The organism is Mesorhizobium australicum WSM2073 (assembly GCF_000230995.2).
Taxonomy (GTDB): Bacteria; Pseudomonadota; Alphaproteobacteria; order Rhizobiales; family Rhizobiaceae; genus Mesorhizobium; species Mesorhizobium australicum.
Genome location: NC_019973.1, coordinates 139963 through 156174 on the forward strand (window position 1 = coordinate 139963; position 16212 = coordinate 156174).

15 protein-coding genes are annotated in these 16212 nt (G+C 64.0%); 12 read left to right on the forward strand and 3 right to left on the reverse strand.

Annotation, left to right across the window (positions count from 1 at the left end; genetic code table 11):
• Positions 1-122: 122 nt before the first annotated feature.
• Positions 123-1928, reverse strand: coding sequence for an IlvD/Edd family dehydratase (locus tag MESAU_RS00645; RefSeq protein ID WP_015314113.1), 1806 nt, complete (start codon positions 1926-1928; stop codon positions 123-125).
• A 151-nt stretch (positions 1929-2079) separates the two neighbouring features.
• Here MESAU_RS00645 and MESAU_RS00650 point away from each other — a divergent pair, with 151 nt between their 5' ends.
• Positions 2080-2529, forward strand: a complete 450-nt coding sequence (locus tag MESAU_RS00650) for an SRPBCC family protein (RefSeq protein WP_015314114.1) — start codon at positions 2080-2082, stop codon at positions 2527-2529.
• 18 nt (positions 2530-2547) lie between these two features.
• On the opposite strand, the gene MESAU_RS00655 is transcribed toward MESAU_RS00650, so the two are convergent.
• Complete coding sequence (locus MESAU_RS00655) at positions 2548-3726, reverse strand: Mrp/NBP35 family ATP-binding protein (protein ID WP_015314115.1); 1179 nt, start codon at positions 3724-3726, stop codon at positions 2548-2550.
• A 146-nt stretch (positions 3727-3872) separates the two neighbouring features.
• On the opposite strand from MESAU_RS00655, the gene MESAU_RS00660 reads away from it, so the two are divergent.
• From MESAU_RS00660 to MESAU_RS00710, 11 genes are all read left to right on the forward strand, one after another.
• Positions 3873-4250: a VOC family protein gene (locus MESAU_RS00660; RefSeq protein WP_015314116.1), complete on the forward strand. Its 378-nt coding sequence runs from the start codon at positions 3873-3875 to the stop codon at positions 4248-4250.
• Positions 4251-4396: 146 nt separating this feature from the next.
• Entirely contained in the window at positions 4397-5296 is a 900-nt protein-coding gene (locus MESAU_RS00665) for a LysR family transcriptional regulator (protein ID WP_015314117.1), read from the forward strand.
• A gap of 134 nt (positions 5297-5430) precedes the next feature.
• Positions 5431-5910: a formate dehydrogenase subunit gamma gene (locus tag MESAU_RS00670; protein ID WP_015314118.1), complete on the forward strand. Its 480-nt coding sequence runs from the start codon at positions 5431-5433 to the stop codon at positions 5908-5910.
• Entirely contained in the window at positions 5907-7463 is a 1557-nt protein-coding gene (locus MESAU_RS00675; protein WP_015314119.1) for a formate dehydrogenase beta subunit, read from the forward strand. Before MESAU_RS00670 ends, MESAU_RS00675 begins: the two co-directional genes overlap by 4 nt.
• 10 nt (positions 7464-7473) lie before the next feature.
• A complete protein-coding gene (fdhF, locus tag MESAU_RS00680) occupies positions 7474-10386 on the forward strand; it encodes a formate dehydrogenase subunit alpha (protein WP_015314120.1) in 2913 nt (970 codons plus the stop codon).
• A 2-nt stretch (positions 10387-10388) separates the two neighbouring features.
• Positions 10389-11219, forward strand: coding sequence for a formate dehydrogenase accessory sulfurtransferase FdhD (gene fdhD / locus MESAU_RS00685; protein WP_015314121.1), 831 nt, complete (start codon positions 10389-10391; stop codon positions 11217-11219).
• On the forward strand, positions 11209-11520 hold the full coding sequence (locus MESAU_RS00690) for a formate dehydrogenase subunit delta (protein WP_015314122.1): 312 nt from the start codon (positions 11209-11211) through the stop codon (positions 11518-11520). The genes fdhD and MESAU_RS00690 overlap by 11 nt, the downstream gene beginning before the upstream one ends.
• Positions 11521-11630: 110 nt before the next feature.
• Positions 11631-13184, forward strand: a complete 1554-nt coding sequence (locus MESAU_RS00695) for an alpha/beta fold hydrolase (RefSeq protein ID WP_041163239.1) — start codon at positions 11631-11633, stop codon at positions 13182-13184.
• Positions 13185-13292: 108 nt separating this feature from the next.
• Positions 13293-13772, forward strand: a complete 480-nt coding sequence (locus MESAU_RS00700) for a carboxymuconolactone decarboxylase family protein (RefSeq protein ID WP_015314124.1) — start codon at positions 13293-13295, stop codon at positions 13770-13772.
• Positions 13773-13854: 82 nt separating this feature from the next.
• Positions 13855-14217: a nuclear transport factor 2 family protein gene (locus tag MESAU_RS00705; protein ID WP_015314125.1), complete on the forward strand. Its 363-nt coding sequence runs from the start codon at positions 13855-13857 to the stop codon at positions 14215-14217.
• A 43-nt stretch (positions 14218-14260) separates the two neighbouring features.
• The gene (locus MESAU_RS00710) at positions 14261-14575 is read left to right on the forward strand and encodes a hypothetical protein (protein ID WP_015314126.1); all 315 of its coding nucleotides are present in this window, start codon (positions 14261-14263) and stop codon (positions 14573-14575) included.
• A 179-nt stretch (positions 14576-14754) separates the two neighbouring features.
• Here MESAU_RS00710 and MESAU_RS00715 read toward each other — a convergent pair whose 3' ends face one another.
• Entirely contained in the window at positions 14755-16182 is a 1428-nt protein-coding gene (locus tag MESAU_RS00715; protein ID WP_015314127.1) for a gamma-aminobutyraldehyde dehydrogenase, read from the reverse strand.
• Positions 16183-16212: the final 30 nt, after the last annotated feature.

Genomic DNA, 16212 nt, shown 5'->3' on the forward strand with positions numbered 1-16212 from the left:
TCAAGGACAGAGCGTTTCCCGGCCCGTGGCTGTGACACGGCGGCCTGATCGAAGGCCGCCGGTCGTCGTGATCCATCATCAGTGACCAGCCCGGAATAATCGATGACTATTCCCGGGAATAATCAATGATTGTCGCGAGGCACCCCCATCGTGTGGGCGACATCCTGATATTTCACCGCCGGCTTCAGCACCATGCCGGTCGAGAACTGGTCGACCATGCCGCGCTGGATCTCCTGCCAGGGCGTCTGGTGCTGGGGATAATGATAGCCGCCATCCTTCTGCAGCTCGGCGCGTCGCCGTGTGATCTCGTCATCGCTGACGAGGATGTTCGCCGTGCCCTTCCGCAGGTCGATGCGGACGCGGTCGCCGGTCTTGAGCAGCGCCAGGCCGCCGCCGACCGCGGCTTCCGGCGAGGCGTTCAGGATCGACGGTGAGCCCGACGTGCCGGACTGGCGGCCATCGCCGATGCAGGCCAGCGCGTGGATACCCTTCTTGATCAGGTAGGCCGGCGGCTGCATGTTGACGACCTCGGCGCCGCCGGGATAGCCGACGGGACCGGCGCCGCGCATGAACAGGATGGTATGCTCGTCTATGCCTTGCGCCGGATCGTCAATGCGGGCGTGGTAATCCTCGGGCCCGTCGAAGACCATGGCGTTGCCTTCGAAGGCTTCCGGGTCGTTCGGGTTCGACAGATAGCGCTCGCGGAATTCCGGCGAAATGCCGCTCATCTTCATGATCGCCGAATCGAATAGGTTGCCCTTGAAGTTGATAAAGCCGGCATTGGCCTTCAGCGGCTCGGCCACCGTGCGGATGACGTCGGTATTCTCGTTGGCGACGCCCTCGCAATTGGCGCCGATCGACTTGCCATTGACGGTCAAGGCATCGGGATGCGGCAGCATTCCGGCCTTCATCAGTTCGGCGACCACGGCAGGCACGCCACCGGCGTGGTGATAGTCTTCGCCCAGATATTCACCTGACGGCTGCAGATTGACGATGAGCGGCACTTTGAGGCCGATGGTCTGCCAGTCGTCATTGTCGAGCGGCACGCCGAGATGGCGGGCGATGGCGTTGAGATGGATCGGCGCGTTGGTCGAGCCGCCGATCGCCGAATTGACGACGATGGCGTTTTCGAAAGCCGCGCGGGTCATGATATCGGACGGTTTCAGGTCTTCGTGCACCATGTCGACGATGCGCTTGCCGGTTTCGTAGGCGATCTGGCCGCGCTCGCGGTAGGGCGCCGGAATGGCGGCCGAACCGGGCAGTTGCATGCCGAGCGCCTCGGCCAGCGAATTCATCGTGGTGGCCGTGCCCATCGTGTTGCAGTAGCCGGTGGACGGCGCCGAGGACGCGACGATGTCCATGAACTCGTCATAGCCGATTTCGCCGGCCGACAGGCGCTGACGCGATTCCCAGACGATGGTGCCCGAGCCGGTGCGCTTGCCCTTATGCCAGCCATTGAGCATCGGGCCGACCGACAGCGCGATGGCCGGGATGTTGACGGTCGCCGCCGCCATCAGCAAGGCAGGCGTGGTCTTGTCGCAGCCGATGGTGAGCACGACGCCGTCGAGCGGATAGCCGTAGAGCACCTCGACAAGGCTGAGATAGGCGAGGTTGCGGTCAAGGGCCGCGGTCGGCCGCTTGCCGGTCTCCTGGATCGGGTGACAGGGGAATTCGAAAGGAATGCCGCCCATCGAGACGATGCCTTCGCGCACGCGCTTGGCAAGTTCGATATGGTGCCGGTTGCAAGGCGAAAGGTCAGAGCCCGTCTGCGCGATGCCGATCAGCGGTTTGCCCGACATCAGCTCGGCGCGAGTCAGCCCGTAATTCAGGTAGCGCTCGAGATAGAGCGCCGTCATTCCCGGATTGTCGGGATTGTCGAACCACTCCTGCGAGCGGAACTTTTTCTTTTTCGTGGGGGCGCCGGCCATCATGGTCTCCGTATTTGTATGACAAATCGATATGACAACGCGCGGATGCAGGCAAGGGGCACGCGTGATCTGAATCCGGACTTTGGTGCGATAGACAGCTATCGAGCCGCACGCTACGACCAATCCGACATAGGCGATGCGGGAGGTTTAGATGGCTTTGGTGATCGAGGGCGAGGAACGTATCGCCGCACCCGTGCAGAAAGTGTGGGAAGCGCTGAACGACCCAACCGTGCTGAGGGGCGCCATTCCGGGCTGCCAGAGCCTGGAAATGAAATCGGCGACCGAGATGGCGGCAACGGTGGTGCTGAAGATCGGGCCGATCAAGGCCACCTTCAATGGCGAAGTGACGCTCAGGAATCTCAAGCCGCCGCATGCCTACACCATCCAGGGCGAAGGCAAGGGCGGCATCGCCGGCTTCGCCAAGGGCGGCGCCGACGTCACGCTCACCGCCGACGGGCCGGACGCGACGGTCCTCAAATATGCGGCCAAGGCAGAAGTCGGCGGCAAGATCGCGCAACTCGGCAGCCGGCTGATCGAATCGACGTCGAAGAAACTGGCCGGACAGTTCTTTTCGGCTTTCGGCGAGAAAGTGGGCGGCTGACGCACTCCCCGTGAGGGTTCACTCAAAGACGATACTCGGCACGGCCGCTTCGGCCGCGCCGCGTTCCTCGTTGACCCTTTCCCAGACCTTGGAAGCGATATCGCGGTAGATTCTCGCCTCGGCGCCATCCGGCTTCGAGACGACCACCGGCGTGCCGGCGTCAGAGCTCTCGCGGATCCCCATTTCAAGCGGCACCTCGCCGAGGAAGGTGACGCCCAGCCTCTCCGCCTCGCGGCGCGCGCCGCCATGGCCGAAGATGTCGTACCGCTTGCCGGTATCCGGGGCGATGAAGTAGCTCATGTTCTCGACGATGCCGAGCAGCGGCACATCGACTTTCCTAAACATATTGAGGCCCTTGCGGGCGTCAATAAGTGCCAGGTCCTGCGGCGTCGAGACGATGACGGCACCGGCCAACGGCACCTGCTGGGCCATGGTCAGTTGCGCATCGCCCGTGCCGGGCGGCATATCGACGACGAGCACGTCGAGCCGCCCCCATTCAACCTCGCGCAGCATCTGCGTCAGCGCCGACATCACCATCGGCCCGCGCCAGATCATCGGCGTCTCCTCATCGACGAGGAAACCCATCGACATCACCTTGAGGCCGTAGTTCTCCATCGGTTTCAGGATCTTGCCGTCGATCGTCTGCGGCCGGCCATGGATGTTAAGCAGTCTGGGCATCGACGGGCCATAGATGTCGGCATCCAGCACACCGACCCGCAAGCCATTGGCGGCCAGGCCAAGCGCCAGGTTGACGGCCGTGGTCGACTTGCCGACGCCACCCTTGCCGGAAGCAACCGCTATGATCGCCTCGATGCCGGGCACGCCGCGCTTGCCCTGGCTCTGCGAAGCAGGAGCATGCGGAGCCGCCCGCGATGCCGCAGCGACCGGAGCCGTCGGCGCCGGCCTGGGTGCGGGGCGCGATGGGACCGATCCCTCCATGCCGCCGCCTTTCTTTTCGGCCGTCAGCGCGACGACCGCACCGGCGACGCCGGGAATGGCCTTCACCACCCGCTCGGCGGCGGCGCGCAACGGCTCCATCTCCTGAGCGCGCGCGGCGGGAACGGTGATCGAGAAGAACACTTTCGAATCGGCGATGAAAATCTCCGAAACCATGCCGAGGTCGACGATGTTGCCGGTAAAATCCGGCCCGTTCACCGTCTTCAGGCGCTCGGTGACGATTTCCTTGGTGATGGACATGGCTGTTGTTCCCTGGCGTTCGGCTGCAGCTCACATAGTGCAGATCGCGGACCGCTCCAAGCGCCAGGCATGATGGCGGTCGTCAAGCGGCCTGGGCGACCTATTTCCATGACCAGAGGGAATGACAACCAGGGAAGGAGACGATCATGCTTGCAAACAGCAACGCATCGGCAAACCTCGCCGTGAAGGATCTGGCAAGGGCCAAGGCCTTCTATGAGAGAACACTCGGCCTGGAACAGGTGCACGATGAGGGCGGCGAATTGATCGTCTACAAAAGCGGCGATACCACGATCAATGTCTATCGCTCCGAATTCGCAGGGACCAACAAGGCGACGGCGGTAACCTGGAGGGTCGGCGACGCCATCGCCGATGTCGTCGACGCCCTCAAGTCGAAGGGTGTCGCCTTCGAGCATTACGAGATGCCCGGCCTAACGATGGAGGGTGACCTGCATGTCGGCGGCGGCATGAAAGTCGCATGGTTCAAGGATCCGGACGGCAACATCCTCAATCTCGTGGATCGGTAGATCCCGGCGATCGAGGCAGCGCGGCGCGATCGCTTTTTTATGCATGTCGTTGTCCCAAAACCGAAGTCACTTTCGGGCGACATGCATTGGAGGTTTGAGCGCGACACCATCTGGCGCGACGCCACCGCGCCGGATAGCTTCCGCCAATGATCGACAAGCTGGAATTCTTCATCGCGCTGGCCAAGGAAGAGCACTTCGGCCGGGCGGCCGAGGCGTGCGGGGTCACCCAGCCGACCCTGTCGGCCGGCATCAAGCAGCTCGAGGGCCAGCTCGGCGTCATGCTGGTCAATCGCGGGTCGCGGTTCCAGGGGCTGACGCCGGAGGGCAAGCAAGTGTTGGTCTGGGCGCGCCGCATCGTCGGCGACTCCAGGACCATGCGCGAGGAGATGCGCGCCGCCCGGTACGGCCTTTCCGGCCGCATCCGGATTGCCGCAATCCCGACGGCCTTGGCGATGGTCGCCAGATTAACGACGCCCTTTCGAGACAAGCACCCAGGCGTCACCTTTTCGGTGCTGTCGCGAACCTCGATCGAAGTGCTGTCGCTGCTCGGCAATTTCGATGTCGACGCGGGCATCACCTATCTCGACAACGAACCACTGGGACGGGTGACCAGCGTGCCCCTTTATGACGAGCGCTACCAATTGATCACCGCAATCGGCAATCCCTATTCCGACCGCGACAAAGTGACATGGTCCGAGATCAGCCAGTTGCCGCTGTGCCTTCTGACGCCGGACATGCAGAACCGCCGCATCATCGACCAGCACCTGGCGGAAGCCGGCGTGCAGGTGCGGCCGACGCTGGAATCGAATTCGATGATCGTGCTGTTCTCGCACATCCGGACCGGCAAATGGTCATCGATCATGCCACTCAACCTTGCGGAAACATTCGGTTTTTCCGAACCGATCCGGGCCATTCCGATCGTCGAGCCCGATGCCAGCCACACAGTCGGGCTGGTCGCCGCGCCGCGCGAGCCGCACACGCCGCTGGTGCAGGCGCTGCTGGACGAGGCGATGGCGCTGGCAGACGATTTCCGCGCCCACCGCTAGGCTAGACAATGCTGAGCGAAGCTCATCGATAGAAGATTTCTATCGAGCAACGAAACAGCTTTATTGATTTCGCGGGTTTCCTCTGATTTTGTAAAGACTTAGCGATAAAAGCTATCGACCAGGGAGGGCGCTGCATGACGATGCAGCCTGCAAGTACCGAGATCGCATCGCGCACGGCGGCGATTATCGAGGAGTTGAAGGACCTCGAGGGTCCGCTGCTGCCGATCCTCCACGGCATCCAGGAAGAATTCGGCCACGTCCCGCAGGATGCCGTCCCCATCATTGCCGACGGCCTGAACCTGTCCAGGGCCGAGGTGCATGGTGTCGTGACTTTCTATCATGATTTCCGTGCGCGCCCGGCCGGACGGCACGTGCTCAAGCTCTGCCAGGCGGAAGCCTGCCAGTCGATGGGTTCGGACGCGGTCGCCGCCAAGGTCAAGCAGTTGCTCGGCATCGACTTCCATGAGACCACGCGTGACGGATCGGTTACGCTGGAACCGGTCTATTGCCTCGGGCTGTGCGCCTGCTCGCCGTCTGCGATGCTGGATGGCGAGGTGATCGGTCGGTTGGATGACGACAGGATCGACGAGATCGTCGCCGAGGTGCGCTCATGACCCCCCGTATCTATATTCCCGGCGATTCCGGCGCACTGGCGCTGGGCGCGGAAAAGGTCGCGAAGGCCGTCGCCAAGGAGCTCGCGGAGCGCGGCATCGAGGCCAAGATTGTGCGCAACGGCTCGCGCGGCGCCTATTTCCTCGAACCGATGGTCGAAGTGGCGACGGCCAATGGCCGTGTCGCCTACGGGCCGGTGAAACCGTCGGACGTGAAGAGCCTGTTCGACAGCGGTTTTCTCACCGGCGGCCATCACAAGCGCTGGCTCGGCGCACCGGACAAGATTCCGTTCCTGGCCAAACAAACTCGCTTGACGTTTGCACGTTGTGGCATCAACGACCCGCTGTCGCTCGATGCCTACAAGTCGCTCGGCGGACTGAGCGGCCTGCGGAACGCGGTGGCCATGACGCCCGCCGACGTCGTCAAGCAGGTCACCGACTCCGGCCTGCGCGGCCGCGGCGGCGCAGGCTTCCCGACCGGCATCAAATGGAAGACGGTGCTCGATACGACATCGGAGCGCAAATACATCGTCTGCAACGCCGACGAGGGCGACAGCGCCACCTTCGCCGATCGCATGATCATGGAGGGCGACCCCTTCGTGCTCATCGAAGGCATGACCATCGCCGGCATCGCCACCGGCGCGACCAAGGGTTTCGTCTATATCCGCTCGGAATATCCGCACGCGGTGGCTGTCATGAACAAGGCCGTCGAGATCGCCCGCAAGGCCGGTGTGCTCGGCGTCAATGTGCTGGGTTCGCCCAACGCCTTCGACATGGAAATCCGCGTCGGTGCCGGCGCGTATGTCTGCGGCGAGGAAACCTCGCTCTTGAACAGCCTGGAAGGCAAGCGCGGCGTGGTGCGCGCCAAGCCGCCGCTGCCCGCGATACAGGGTTTGTTCGGCAAGCCGACGGTGATCAACAACGTCATTTCGCTCGCTTCCGTACCCATCATCATGGACAAGGGCGCCACCTTCTACAAGGATTTCGGCATGGGCCGCTCGCGCGGCACGATCCCGATCCAGATCGCCGGCAACGTCAAGCAAGGCGGCCTGTTCGAAACCGCTTTCGGCCTGACGCTGGGCGAGATCGTCGACGAGATCGGTGGCGGCACGTCCACCGGGCGTCCGGTGAAGGCAGTGCAGGTCGGCGGCCCGCTCGGCGCCTACTTCCCGCGCGCACTGTTCGACACGCCGTTCGACTACGAGGAATTCGCCAAGCGCGATGGACTGATCGGCCACGCCGGCATCACGGTTTTCGACGATACCGCCGACATGCTGAAGCAGGCACGCTTCGCCATGGAATTCTGCGCCATCGAAAGCTGCGGCAAGTGCACGCCTTGCCGCATCGGCTCGACGCGGGGCGTGGAAACCATCGACAGGCTCGCCGCCGGAATCGAGCCGGAAAAGAACCTCGCTTTGGTCACCGACCTCTGCAACACGATGAAGTTCGGTTCGCTCTGCGCGCTGGGCGGCTTCACGCCCTACCCGGTGATGAGCTCGATCACGCATTTCCCCGAGGATTTCAAGCCCGCGCCAGCGCGCGTGGCTGCTGAATAGGAGCTGGCAGATGAACATCAAGGCCGACTTCCCAATACTGATCGAAGAGATTGACTACGGAACTCCGGAGTCGAAGGCGCAAAAACAGGTCACGCTGACTGTCGATGGCCGCAGCATCAGCGTGCCTGAAGGCACGTCGATCATGCGTGCGGCGATGGAAGGCGGGGTGGAGATCCCCAAGCTCTGCGCCACAGACATGCTGGACTCCTTCGGTTCCTGCCGCGTCTGCCTCGTCGAAATCGACGGGCGCGGCGGTACGCCGGCTTCCTGCACGACGCCTGTCGGCGAAGGCATGGTGGTGCGCACGCAGTCGGACAGGCTCGACGCCATCCGCCGGGGCGTCATGGAACTCTACGTCTCCGACCATCCGACCGGCTGGCACGAGAAGGCCGGAACTGGCGCCAGCGAGTTCGATGTGGTGGCGAAGTCCGTCGGCCTGACCGAAAATCGCTACGGCGTTGAGGGCCGCAACCACGTCAAGGAAGAAAATGGCGTCGCGCCGGGCCATGGCTCGCTCGCGGTCGACTACATCGCCCGTGATGAGTCCAACCCCTATTTCACCTATGATCCGGCGCAGTGCATCGTCTGCTCGCGCTGCGTGCGCGCCTGCGAGGAGGTGCAAGGCACTTTCGCGCTGACCATCGAGGGCCGCGGCTTCGAATCGCGCATGGTCGCCGGCATGCACGAGGACTTCATTGCCTCCGAATGCGTGTCCTGCGGTGCCTGCGTGCAGGCCTGCCCGACCGATGCGCTGCGCGAGAAGACCGTGCTTGAAAAGGGCCTGCCGGAGCGCTCGGCCGTCACCACCTGCGCCTATTGCGGCGTCGGCTGCTCGTTCAAGGCCGAAGTGAAGGGCGACGAGGTCATCCGCATGATGCCCTACAAGGAGGGCATGGCCAACCACGGCCATTCCTGCGTGAAGGGCCGCTTCGCTTACGGTTATGCCACCCACAAGGACCGCATCCTGTCGCCGATGATCCGCGAAAAGGTCAGCGATCCCTGGCGCGAAGTGAGCTGGGAAGAGGCGATCGCCCATACGGCCAAGGAATTCCGCCGCATCCAGTACCAGTACGGCCGCACCGCGATCGGCGGCATCACCTCCTCGCGCTGCACGAATGAGGAGACCTACCTCGTCCAGAAGCTGGTTCGCCAAGGCTTCCGCAACAATAATGTCGACACCTGCGCGCGTGTCTGCCATTCGCCGACCGGCTATGGGCTCGGCCAGACCTACGGCACCTCGGCCGGCACGCAGGACTTCGATTCCGTCGAATTCACCGACGTCGCCGTCATCATCGGCGCCAATCCGGCTTCCGCGCACCCGGTGTTCGCCTCGCGGCTGAAGAAGCGGCTGCGTCAGGGCGCCAAGCTGATCGTGCTCGACCCGCGCCGCACCGAGATGGTCAAGTCGGCCCATGTCGAAGCCGACTACCATTTGCCGCTGAAGCCCGGCACCAATGTCGCCGTGCTGACCTCGCTGGCGCACGTCATCGTCACCGAGGGCCTTTTCGACGAAGCCTTCATCCGCGAGCGCTGCGACTGGGCTGAGTTCCAGGACTGGGCGTCCTTCGTCGCCCTGCCGGAAAACAGCCCCGAAATCGTCGGCAAGCTGTCCGGCGTCGATCCGGAGTTGATCCGCGGTGCCGCCCGTCTCTACGCCAAGGGCGGCAATGGCGCGATCTATTACGGCCTCGGCGTCACCGAGCACAGCCAGGGCTCGACCACGGTGATGGCGATCGCCAACCTCGCAATGGCCACCGGCAATATCGGCCGGCCTGGCGTCGGCGTGAATCCGCTGCGCGGCCAGAACAATGTGCAGGGCTCCTGCGACATGGGCTCGTTCCCGCATGAACTGCCGGGCTACCGGCACATTTCGGGTGACGCGGTGCGCGACATCTACGAAAGCCTCTGGGGCGTGAAGCTCGACGACGAACCCGGCCTGCGCATTCCCAACATGCTGGATGCCGCCGTCGACGGCTCGTTCAAGGGCATCTACATCCAGGGCGAGGACATCCTGCAGTCCGATCCCGACACCAAGCATGTCGCCGCCGGCTTGGCCGCGATGGAATGCGTGGTGGTGCACGACCTCTTCCTCAACGAGACGGCGAACTACGCGCATGTCTTCCTGCCGGGCTCGACCTTCCTCGAGAAGGACGGCACGTTCACCAATGCCGAACGCCGCATCAATATGGTGCGCAAGGTGCTGGAACCGAAGGCGCGCTACGCCGATTGGGAGGCGACGCAGGAACTCGCCCGTGCGATCGGCCTCGACTGGAACTATACCCATCCGTCCGAAATCATGGACGAGATCGCCAAGACGACGCCAAGCTTCGCCAACGTCTCCTTCGACCTGCTCGACCGGGTCGGCTCCGTGCAATGGCCCTGCAACGACAAGGCGCCGCTTGGCACGCCGATCATGCATGTCGACGGCTTCGTGCGCGGCAAGGGCAAGTTCATCCGCACCGAATATGTGGCGACGGACGAAAGAACCGGACCGCGCTTCCCGCTGCTGCTGACCACCGGCCGTATCCTGTCGCAGTACAATGTCGGCGCGCAGACGCGGCGCACCGAAAATGTCATGTGGCACTCCGAGGACAGGCTGGAAATCCATCCGCACGACGCAGAAAACCGCGGCTTGCGCGATGGCGACTGGGTCCGGCTGACCAGCCGTTCGGGCGAGACGACGCTGCGCGCGCTGATCACCGACCGGGTATCGCCGGGCGTGGTCTACACCACCTTCCACCATCCCGACACGCAGGCCAACGTCATTACCACCGACTTCTCCGACTGGGCGACCAACTGTCCCGAATACAAGGTGACCGCGGTGCAGGTCGGCGCTTCCAACGGCCCGTCGGAATGGCAACGCGACTATGACGAGCAGGCCAAGCAGAGCCGTCGCATCGCACCGCTGCAGGCGGCGGAGTAGTCTTGGCCGCGCGCCGCAAAGCGACGACGCAGATATCGCGACTGGCGCACCGCGCCAGCGGCACGGCTGCGGCCAACCGCATGGTGCCGGAAGAGACGCCGGTGGCGTTCTCCTTCGCCGGCACCACGCATGCGGTGATGATGGCGAGCCCCGCCGATTTCGAGGACTTCGCGCTCGGCTTCTCGCTCACCGAAGGCATCATCGCTGCGCCTGATGAGATCGAAGCCATCGAGGTCGAGGATCATGGCGCCGGCATCGACATCCAGATCCGGCTGAAGGACCAGGCCAATACGCGCTTCGAGGCGCGGCGGCGGCGGCTTGCCGGACCGGTGGGCTGCGGGCTGTGCGGCATCGAATCGATCGAGGAAGCGATGCGCTCGGTCGATCCGGTGGGTGCGTCGAAACTTACGCTTGAGGCCGACGATATCACCCGCTCGGTCAAGCTGCTGTCGAAGGTACAGCCGCTGCATACCGAGACAGGCGCCGTGCATGCAGCCGGCTTCTACGTCCCTGGCAAGGGCGTCGTCATGGCGCGCGAGGATGTCGGCCGCCACAATGCGCTGGACAAGCTAGCCGGCGCGCTGGCCAAGGCCAATATCGATGGCGCATCGGGCGCCGTCGTGGTGACCAGCCGTGTTTCGGTCGAAATGGTGCAGAAGACGGCGGCGATCGGTTCAGCCTTCATCATCGCCGTCTCGGCGCCGACGGCCCTTGCCATCCGCACCGCGGAAGAGGCCGGCATGACGCTGGTGGCGCTGGTGCGTGGCGACGATTTCGATGTTTTTACCCACCCCGACCGGGTGATTTCGGGAGTTGCCCAGCATGTCGCATGACGAAGAGCACATCATGAGCACGGGGGAAAAGCTGGTGCGCATGGCCAACCAGATCGCCGCCTTTTTCCACTCCAGGCCACGCGAGGAAGGCGTTGCCGGCGTCGCCGAGCATATCAACAAGTTCTGGGAGCCGAGAATGCGGCGCCAGTTCTTCGAGATGCTGGACAGCGGCGGTGAAGGCTTCGACGAACTGGTCGTGGTCGCTTCGGCCAGGATCAAACGGCCGATCACGCCGGCGGAGGCCGATCTCAAGCTCGGCCTCGCGGCCTCGCCTGGCGACGTCGCCGCGTCGCAAAAGTAACCGCGTCGGCCGCCGGCTACATTCATTTCCGCTAAAATATAAGCTGCCGCAACCGGCGCGGCTCTGCTATGGTTGGCGATCAGAAATCGTCAGGCCGGGCGGACACCCTCGTGAGGCCGATCGAGACCCGATACGCCCTTAGCGGCGAGGTGCGGATCGCCTATCAGGTGGTCGGCCAGGGGTCGTTCGACCTCGTCTTCGTCCCCGGCTTCATCTCCAACCTCGACCTGCACTGGGAAGACGAGGGCTATACCAGGCTCCTGAGGCGGCTTTCGGCCTTCTCGCGGCTGATCCTGTTCGACAAGCGCGGCACGGGTCTTTCCGACCGCGTCGATGTCCATCACCTGCCCAGCCTCGAGACCCGCATGGATGATGTGCGCGCGGTGATGGATGCGGTCGGCAGCGGCCGCTCGGCGATCCTTGGGGCATCGGAAGGCGCGCCGCTGGCGATGCTGTTCGCCGCCACCTATCCGGAGCGGACGCGGGCCCTGGCGCTCTATGGCGGCTATGCGCATTTCCACAAATGGGTGATGCCGCCGGAGCGTCTGGAAGCCTTCATCGCGACGGCCGAGACGGCCTGGGGCACAGGCGCCACCTTGCCCAATTTCGCACCGGGCAGGGTCGACGATACCCGCTTTTCAACCTGGTGGGCGCGCTTCGAGCGGCTGTCGGCAAGCCCTACCGCGGCGGCGACGCTGGCGCGGATGAACGCGGGGATCGATGTGCGCGGCATCCTGGCGGCAATCGGCGCGCCGACGCTGCTGATCCATCGCCGCAACGATGTGCGGGTCGACCTCGACGCCAGCCGCTTTCTGGCCAGGAAGATCCCCAACGCGCGGCTGGTCGAAATCCCTGGACGCGACCACCCGATCTGGACCGGTGATGTCGACCGGGTCGCCGACCTGATCGAGGAGTTCCTGACCGGCGAGCGCGCCGTGGTGGAAGCCGAACGCGTTCTGGCTGCGCTTCTCGTGACTCGGATCTACGACACGGCCCGCCTCGGAGACCGGATGTGGAGCGAACGCAGCCAGCATTTCCATGAGACATGGCGGACCCTTGTGACGCGCCATGGCGGGCGCTGCGCGGACATGCACTCCGAGATGATGATTTCGCGCTTCGACGGCCCTGGGCGTGCCTTGCGTTGCGCGGCGGCGTTGCGGGACGCGGCGCAGCAAATCGGGGTGGCAAGCGCGCAAGGGGCGCATGTCGGCGAGATCGAGTCGCGTGGCCCTCCTGCAGGATTGACGGGCCGCGTGACGATGCAACTCGCCGCTCACGCCGGGCGCGGCGAGATATTGGCGTCGAGGCTGGTCGCCGATCTGGCCGTCGGCTCGGGTCTTCATTTCGTCGATCGCGGGCGTGTGGGCATCGACGAGCTGGACGAGCCGCTGGCGTTTGTGCTTGCGATGTCCGAACAGCACCTGGAGCCGGCCTGCCGGCCCAAGACCAAAGCGGCCGAACCGGCTTGCCTGACCGCGCGCGAGAGCGAAGTCGTGAATTTGATCGCCGACGGCAAGAGCAATGCGGCGATCGCCGCCGAACTCAGGCTGAGCGAGCACACGGTCAAGCGCCACGTCGCCAACATACTGCTGAAGCTCGACCTGCCGTCGCGAGCGGCCGCGGCGGCATTTTCCGCCAGGCAGACTGGCCCGGACGGGCCATGAGAGCCATGGCGCTTTCGGGCGAAGCAGGCACACTGCCATAGGCGCTATCAATCCCCCATGCAGGCCAAGGCGGATATCGCCGGAAAGGCGCTGCGAACGGAGGATGAAATGCCCAAGTCAAAACTGAATGTCAGGTCACTCGTGATCGCGGCGGGCATTGGCGCGCTGTTCACGATCACCCCGGCGAAAGCCGAGGATGCGTCGGCGGCGGCAGCCTACAAGGACATCGAGGCGACGCTCGGCTCGGTGCCGGATATGTTCAAGACACTGCCTGACGTCGCCATCGCCGGCGCCTGGGCCGAGATCAAGGGCGTCCAGCTCAATCCCAAGACCGCGCTCGACGGCAAGACCAAGGAGCTGATGGGGCTGGCGGTCGCGTCGCAGATCCCGTGCCAGTATTGCATCTATTTCCACACCGAGGCGGCCAAGCTCAACGGCGCATCGGACGAAGAGATCAAGGAGACGATCGCGATGGCCGCGATCGTGCGCCACTGGTCGACGATCCTCAACGGCAGCCAGGTCGATCTGGCCACCTTCAAGAAGCAGACCGACGGCGTGTTTGCGGCAGTTAAGGCCAAGTCACAGTGAAAGACACCGCCCGTCGGCGAGCGCCGGGCGACACCTCAAACGCCAAACGCCCGATCTTGAAGACGGGCATAGGGAGGATAAAATGCTGACCAAGACCCAAGCCGTGGATGGCGCGGCGATCAAGAAAGCGATCGAAGGCCGTGACGGCAAGATGCTGTCGAGCTTCTATGCCGATGATGCGCTGGTGCGGGTGATCGACCGCAACAATCCGCCGAGCAAGCCGCGCGAAATCCGCGGGCGCGCGGCGATCACGACGTTCTGGGACGACATCTGCAGCCGAGCGATGACCCACAAGGTCGACACCACCATCGCCCACGGCGACAGCCTGGCATTCACCCAGGCATGCGCCTACCCGGACGGCACCAAGGTGTTCTGCGCGGCAATGCTGGAGCTGAAGAACGGCCTGATCGCGCGCCAAACCGTCGTGCAGGCCTGGGACGAGTAGATCAACCCGCGGCCTGAGCCGCAAGTGATGGAGGAGAACCAACATGTTCAGCGCCAGATGGCAGATCGATGCCAAGTTCGGGCACAAGCAGACGGTGCTCGAGCTGATGCGGAAATGGGAACGCGAGATCGGCTCGCAGGTCGGCCTCACCGAGCTCAAATTCCAGATCATGACCGGATCGATCGGCGCCCGTGAAGCGACGGTCGAGTCGCATCACCAGGTCGAAAGCCTGGCCCAGTTGGAGGCGATGTTCGCCAAGATCGGCAAGATCGACGCGCACGCCAAATGGGGCAAGGAGATGGAGCCCTATGTCGTGTCGGGCACCAGCCTGTGGAACATCTATCGCATCGTGGAGTAGCGGCTGGAGTTCTTCTCCCGTTCACGGGAGGAGATGCCGCAGGCAGATGAGGGGCAGCGCCGGCATCGTAGAAGCTTGCGCTGCCCCTCATCCGGCGCCCGGCCCTTCGCTATGGCTCCGGGCGTTCGTCGCTTCGATCGACAAATCGTTGTCGATTGATCGCCAGCGGCGACCGCTCCTCACCCATGCGCAACCATCACATGGCGCACGGCGGTATAATCCTCCAGCGCATAGAGCGACATGTCCTTGCCGTAGCCGGATTGTTTCAGGCCGCCATGCGGCATCTCGTTGGTCAGCATGAAATGGGTGTTGATCCAGGTGCAGCCATATTGCAGCCGCGCGGCGGTCGCCATGGCGCGCGAGACGTCCTTGGTCCACACGGATGACGCCAGGCCGTAATCGCTGTCGTTGGCCCAGTTCACCGCTTCGTCCACTTCCGTGAAACGGGTTATCGAGACAACGGGGCCGAACACTTCGCGGCGCACGATCTCATCCTCCTGCAGCGCGCCGGCGACGACGGTCGGCTGGTAGTAGAAGCCGGTGCCCTCGCCCGGCTTGCCGCCGGTGGTGATCTCGATGTGCTTCAGCTCCGAAGCACGTTCCACGAAGCTCGAGACGCGGTCGCGCTGGCGCCGCGAGATCAGCGGCCCGATTTCGTTCTCGGCGTCGTCTGATAGATTGTATTTGATGGTCGAGACGGCGGTGGAGAGATCGGCGACAAGCTTGTCGTAGATCTTCTTGCCGGCATAGATGCGGCAGGCGGCGGTGCAGTCCTGGCCGGCATTGTAGTAGCCGAAGGCGCGCAGGCCTTTGACGACGGCGCCAAGGTCGGCGTCGTCGAAAACGATGACCGGCGCTTTGCCGCCGAGTTCCAGATGCGTGCGCTTGACCGATTTGGCGGCGGCCTGCAGCACCTTCTTGCCTGTGGCGACGTCGCCGGTGATCGAGATCATGTTGACCTTGGGGTGGTTGATCAGCGTGTTGCCGACGCTGTCGCCGCGGCCAAGCACGACATTGACGACGCCCTCGGGCAGGACATCGGCCAGGATCGTCGCCAGCTTCAGCGCCGTCAACGGCGTCTGCTCCGACGGCTTGAAAACCACCGTGTTGCCGCCGGCGATTGCCGGCGCCAGCTTCCAGGCCATCATCATCAGCGGATAGTTCCAGGGCGCGATCGAGGCGACGATGCCGATCGGGTCGCGCCGGACCATCGAAGTGTGGCCGGGCAGGTATTCGCCCGCGACCACACCTGGCATAGAGCGCACCGCCCCGGCGAAGAAGCGGTAGCAGTCGACGATGGCCGGGATTTCGTCATTGAGCACCGCATTGATCGGCTTGCCGCAATTCAACGCCTCCAGCGTCGCGAACTCCTGCGCCTCGGTCTCGATGCGGTCGGCGATCTTCAGGAGGTAGCCGGAGCGCTGTGCCGGCGTGGTGCGCGACCACAAGGCGAACGCCTTTTCGGCGGCGCTCACCGCCGCCTCGATCTGTGCCTGGCTGGCCTCGGGCAGATTGAGGATGGTCGCCCCGGTCTTCGGATTGAGGATCGGCTCCTCGGTCTCGGTGCCCTTCTCGAATTTCGAGCCGATCAGCATCTGGGTGTCCATTGGTGTCTCCTTGGGCAGAAGCGAATGGGG

Excerpts from the sequence above, each read along its gene's own strand:
- MESAU_RS00660 (WP_015314116.1), top strand. The coding sequence starts at position 3,873 with ATGCTTGCAAACAGCAACGCATCGGCAAACCTCGCCGTGAAGGATCTG.
- MESAU_RS00705 (WP_015314125.1), top strand. The coding sequence starts at position 13,855 with ATGCTGACCAAGACCCAAGCCGTGGATGGCGCGGCGATCAAGAAAGCG.
- MESAU_RS00710 (WP_015314126.1), top strand. The coding sequence starts at position 14,261 with ATGTTCAGCGCCAGATGGCAGATCGATGCCAAGTTCGGGCACAAGCAG.
- MESAU_RS00715 (WP_015314127.1), bottom strand. The coding sequence starts at position 16,182 with ATGGACACCCAGATGCTGATCGGCTCGAAATTCGAGAAGGGCACCGAG.
- MESAU_RS00650 (WP_015314114.1), top strand. The coding sequence starts at position 2,080 with ATGGCTTTGGTGATCGAGGGCGAGGAACGTATCGCCGCACCCGTGCAG.
- MESAU_RS00645 (WP_015314113.1), bottom strand. The coding sequence starts at position 1,928 with ATGGCCGGCGCCCCCACGAAAAAGAAAAAGTTCCGCTCGCAGGAGTGG.
- MESAU_RS00690 (WP_015314122.1), top strand. The coding sequence starts at position 11,209 with ATGTCGCATGACGAAGAGCACATCATGAGCACGGGGGAAAAGCTGGTG.
- fdhF (WP_015314120.1), top strand. The coding sequence starts at position 7,474 with ATGAACATCAAGGCCGACTTCCCAATACTGATCGAAGAGATTGACTAC.
- MESAU_RS00655 (WP_015314115.1), bottom strand. The coding sequence starts at position 3,726 with ATGTCCATCACCAAGGAAATCGTCACCGAGCGCCTGAAGACGGTGAAC.
- MESAU_RS00700 (WP_015314124.1), top strand. The coding sequence starts at position 13,293 with ATGCCCAAGTCAAAACTGAATGTCAGGTCACTCGTGATCGCGGCGGGC.
- MESAU_RS00665 (WP_015314117.1), top strand. The coding sequence starts at position 4,397 with ATGATCGACAAGCTGGAATTCTTCATCGCGCTGGCCAAGGAAGAGCAC.
- MESAU_RS00670 (WP_015314118.1), top strand. The coding sequence starts at position 5,431 with ATGACGATGCAGCCTGCAAGTACCGAGATCGCATCGCGCACGGCGGCG.
- MESAU_RS00675 (WP_015314119.1), top strand. The coding sequence starts at position 5,907 with ATGACCCCCCGTATCTATATTCCCGGCGATTCCGGCGCACTGGCGCTG.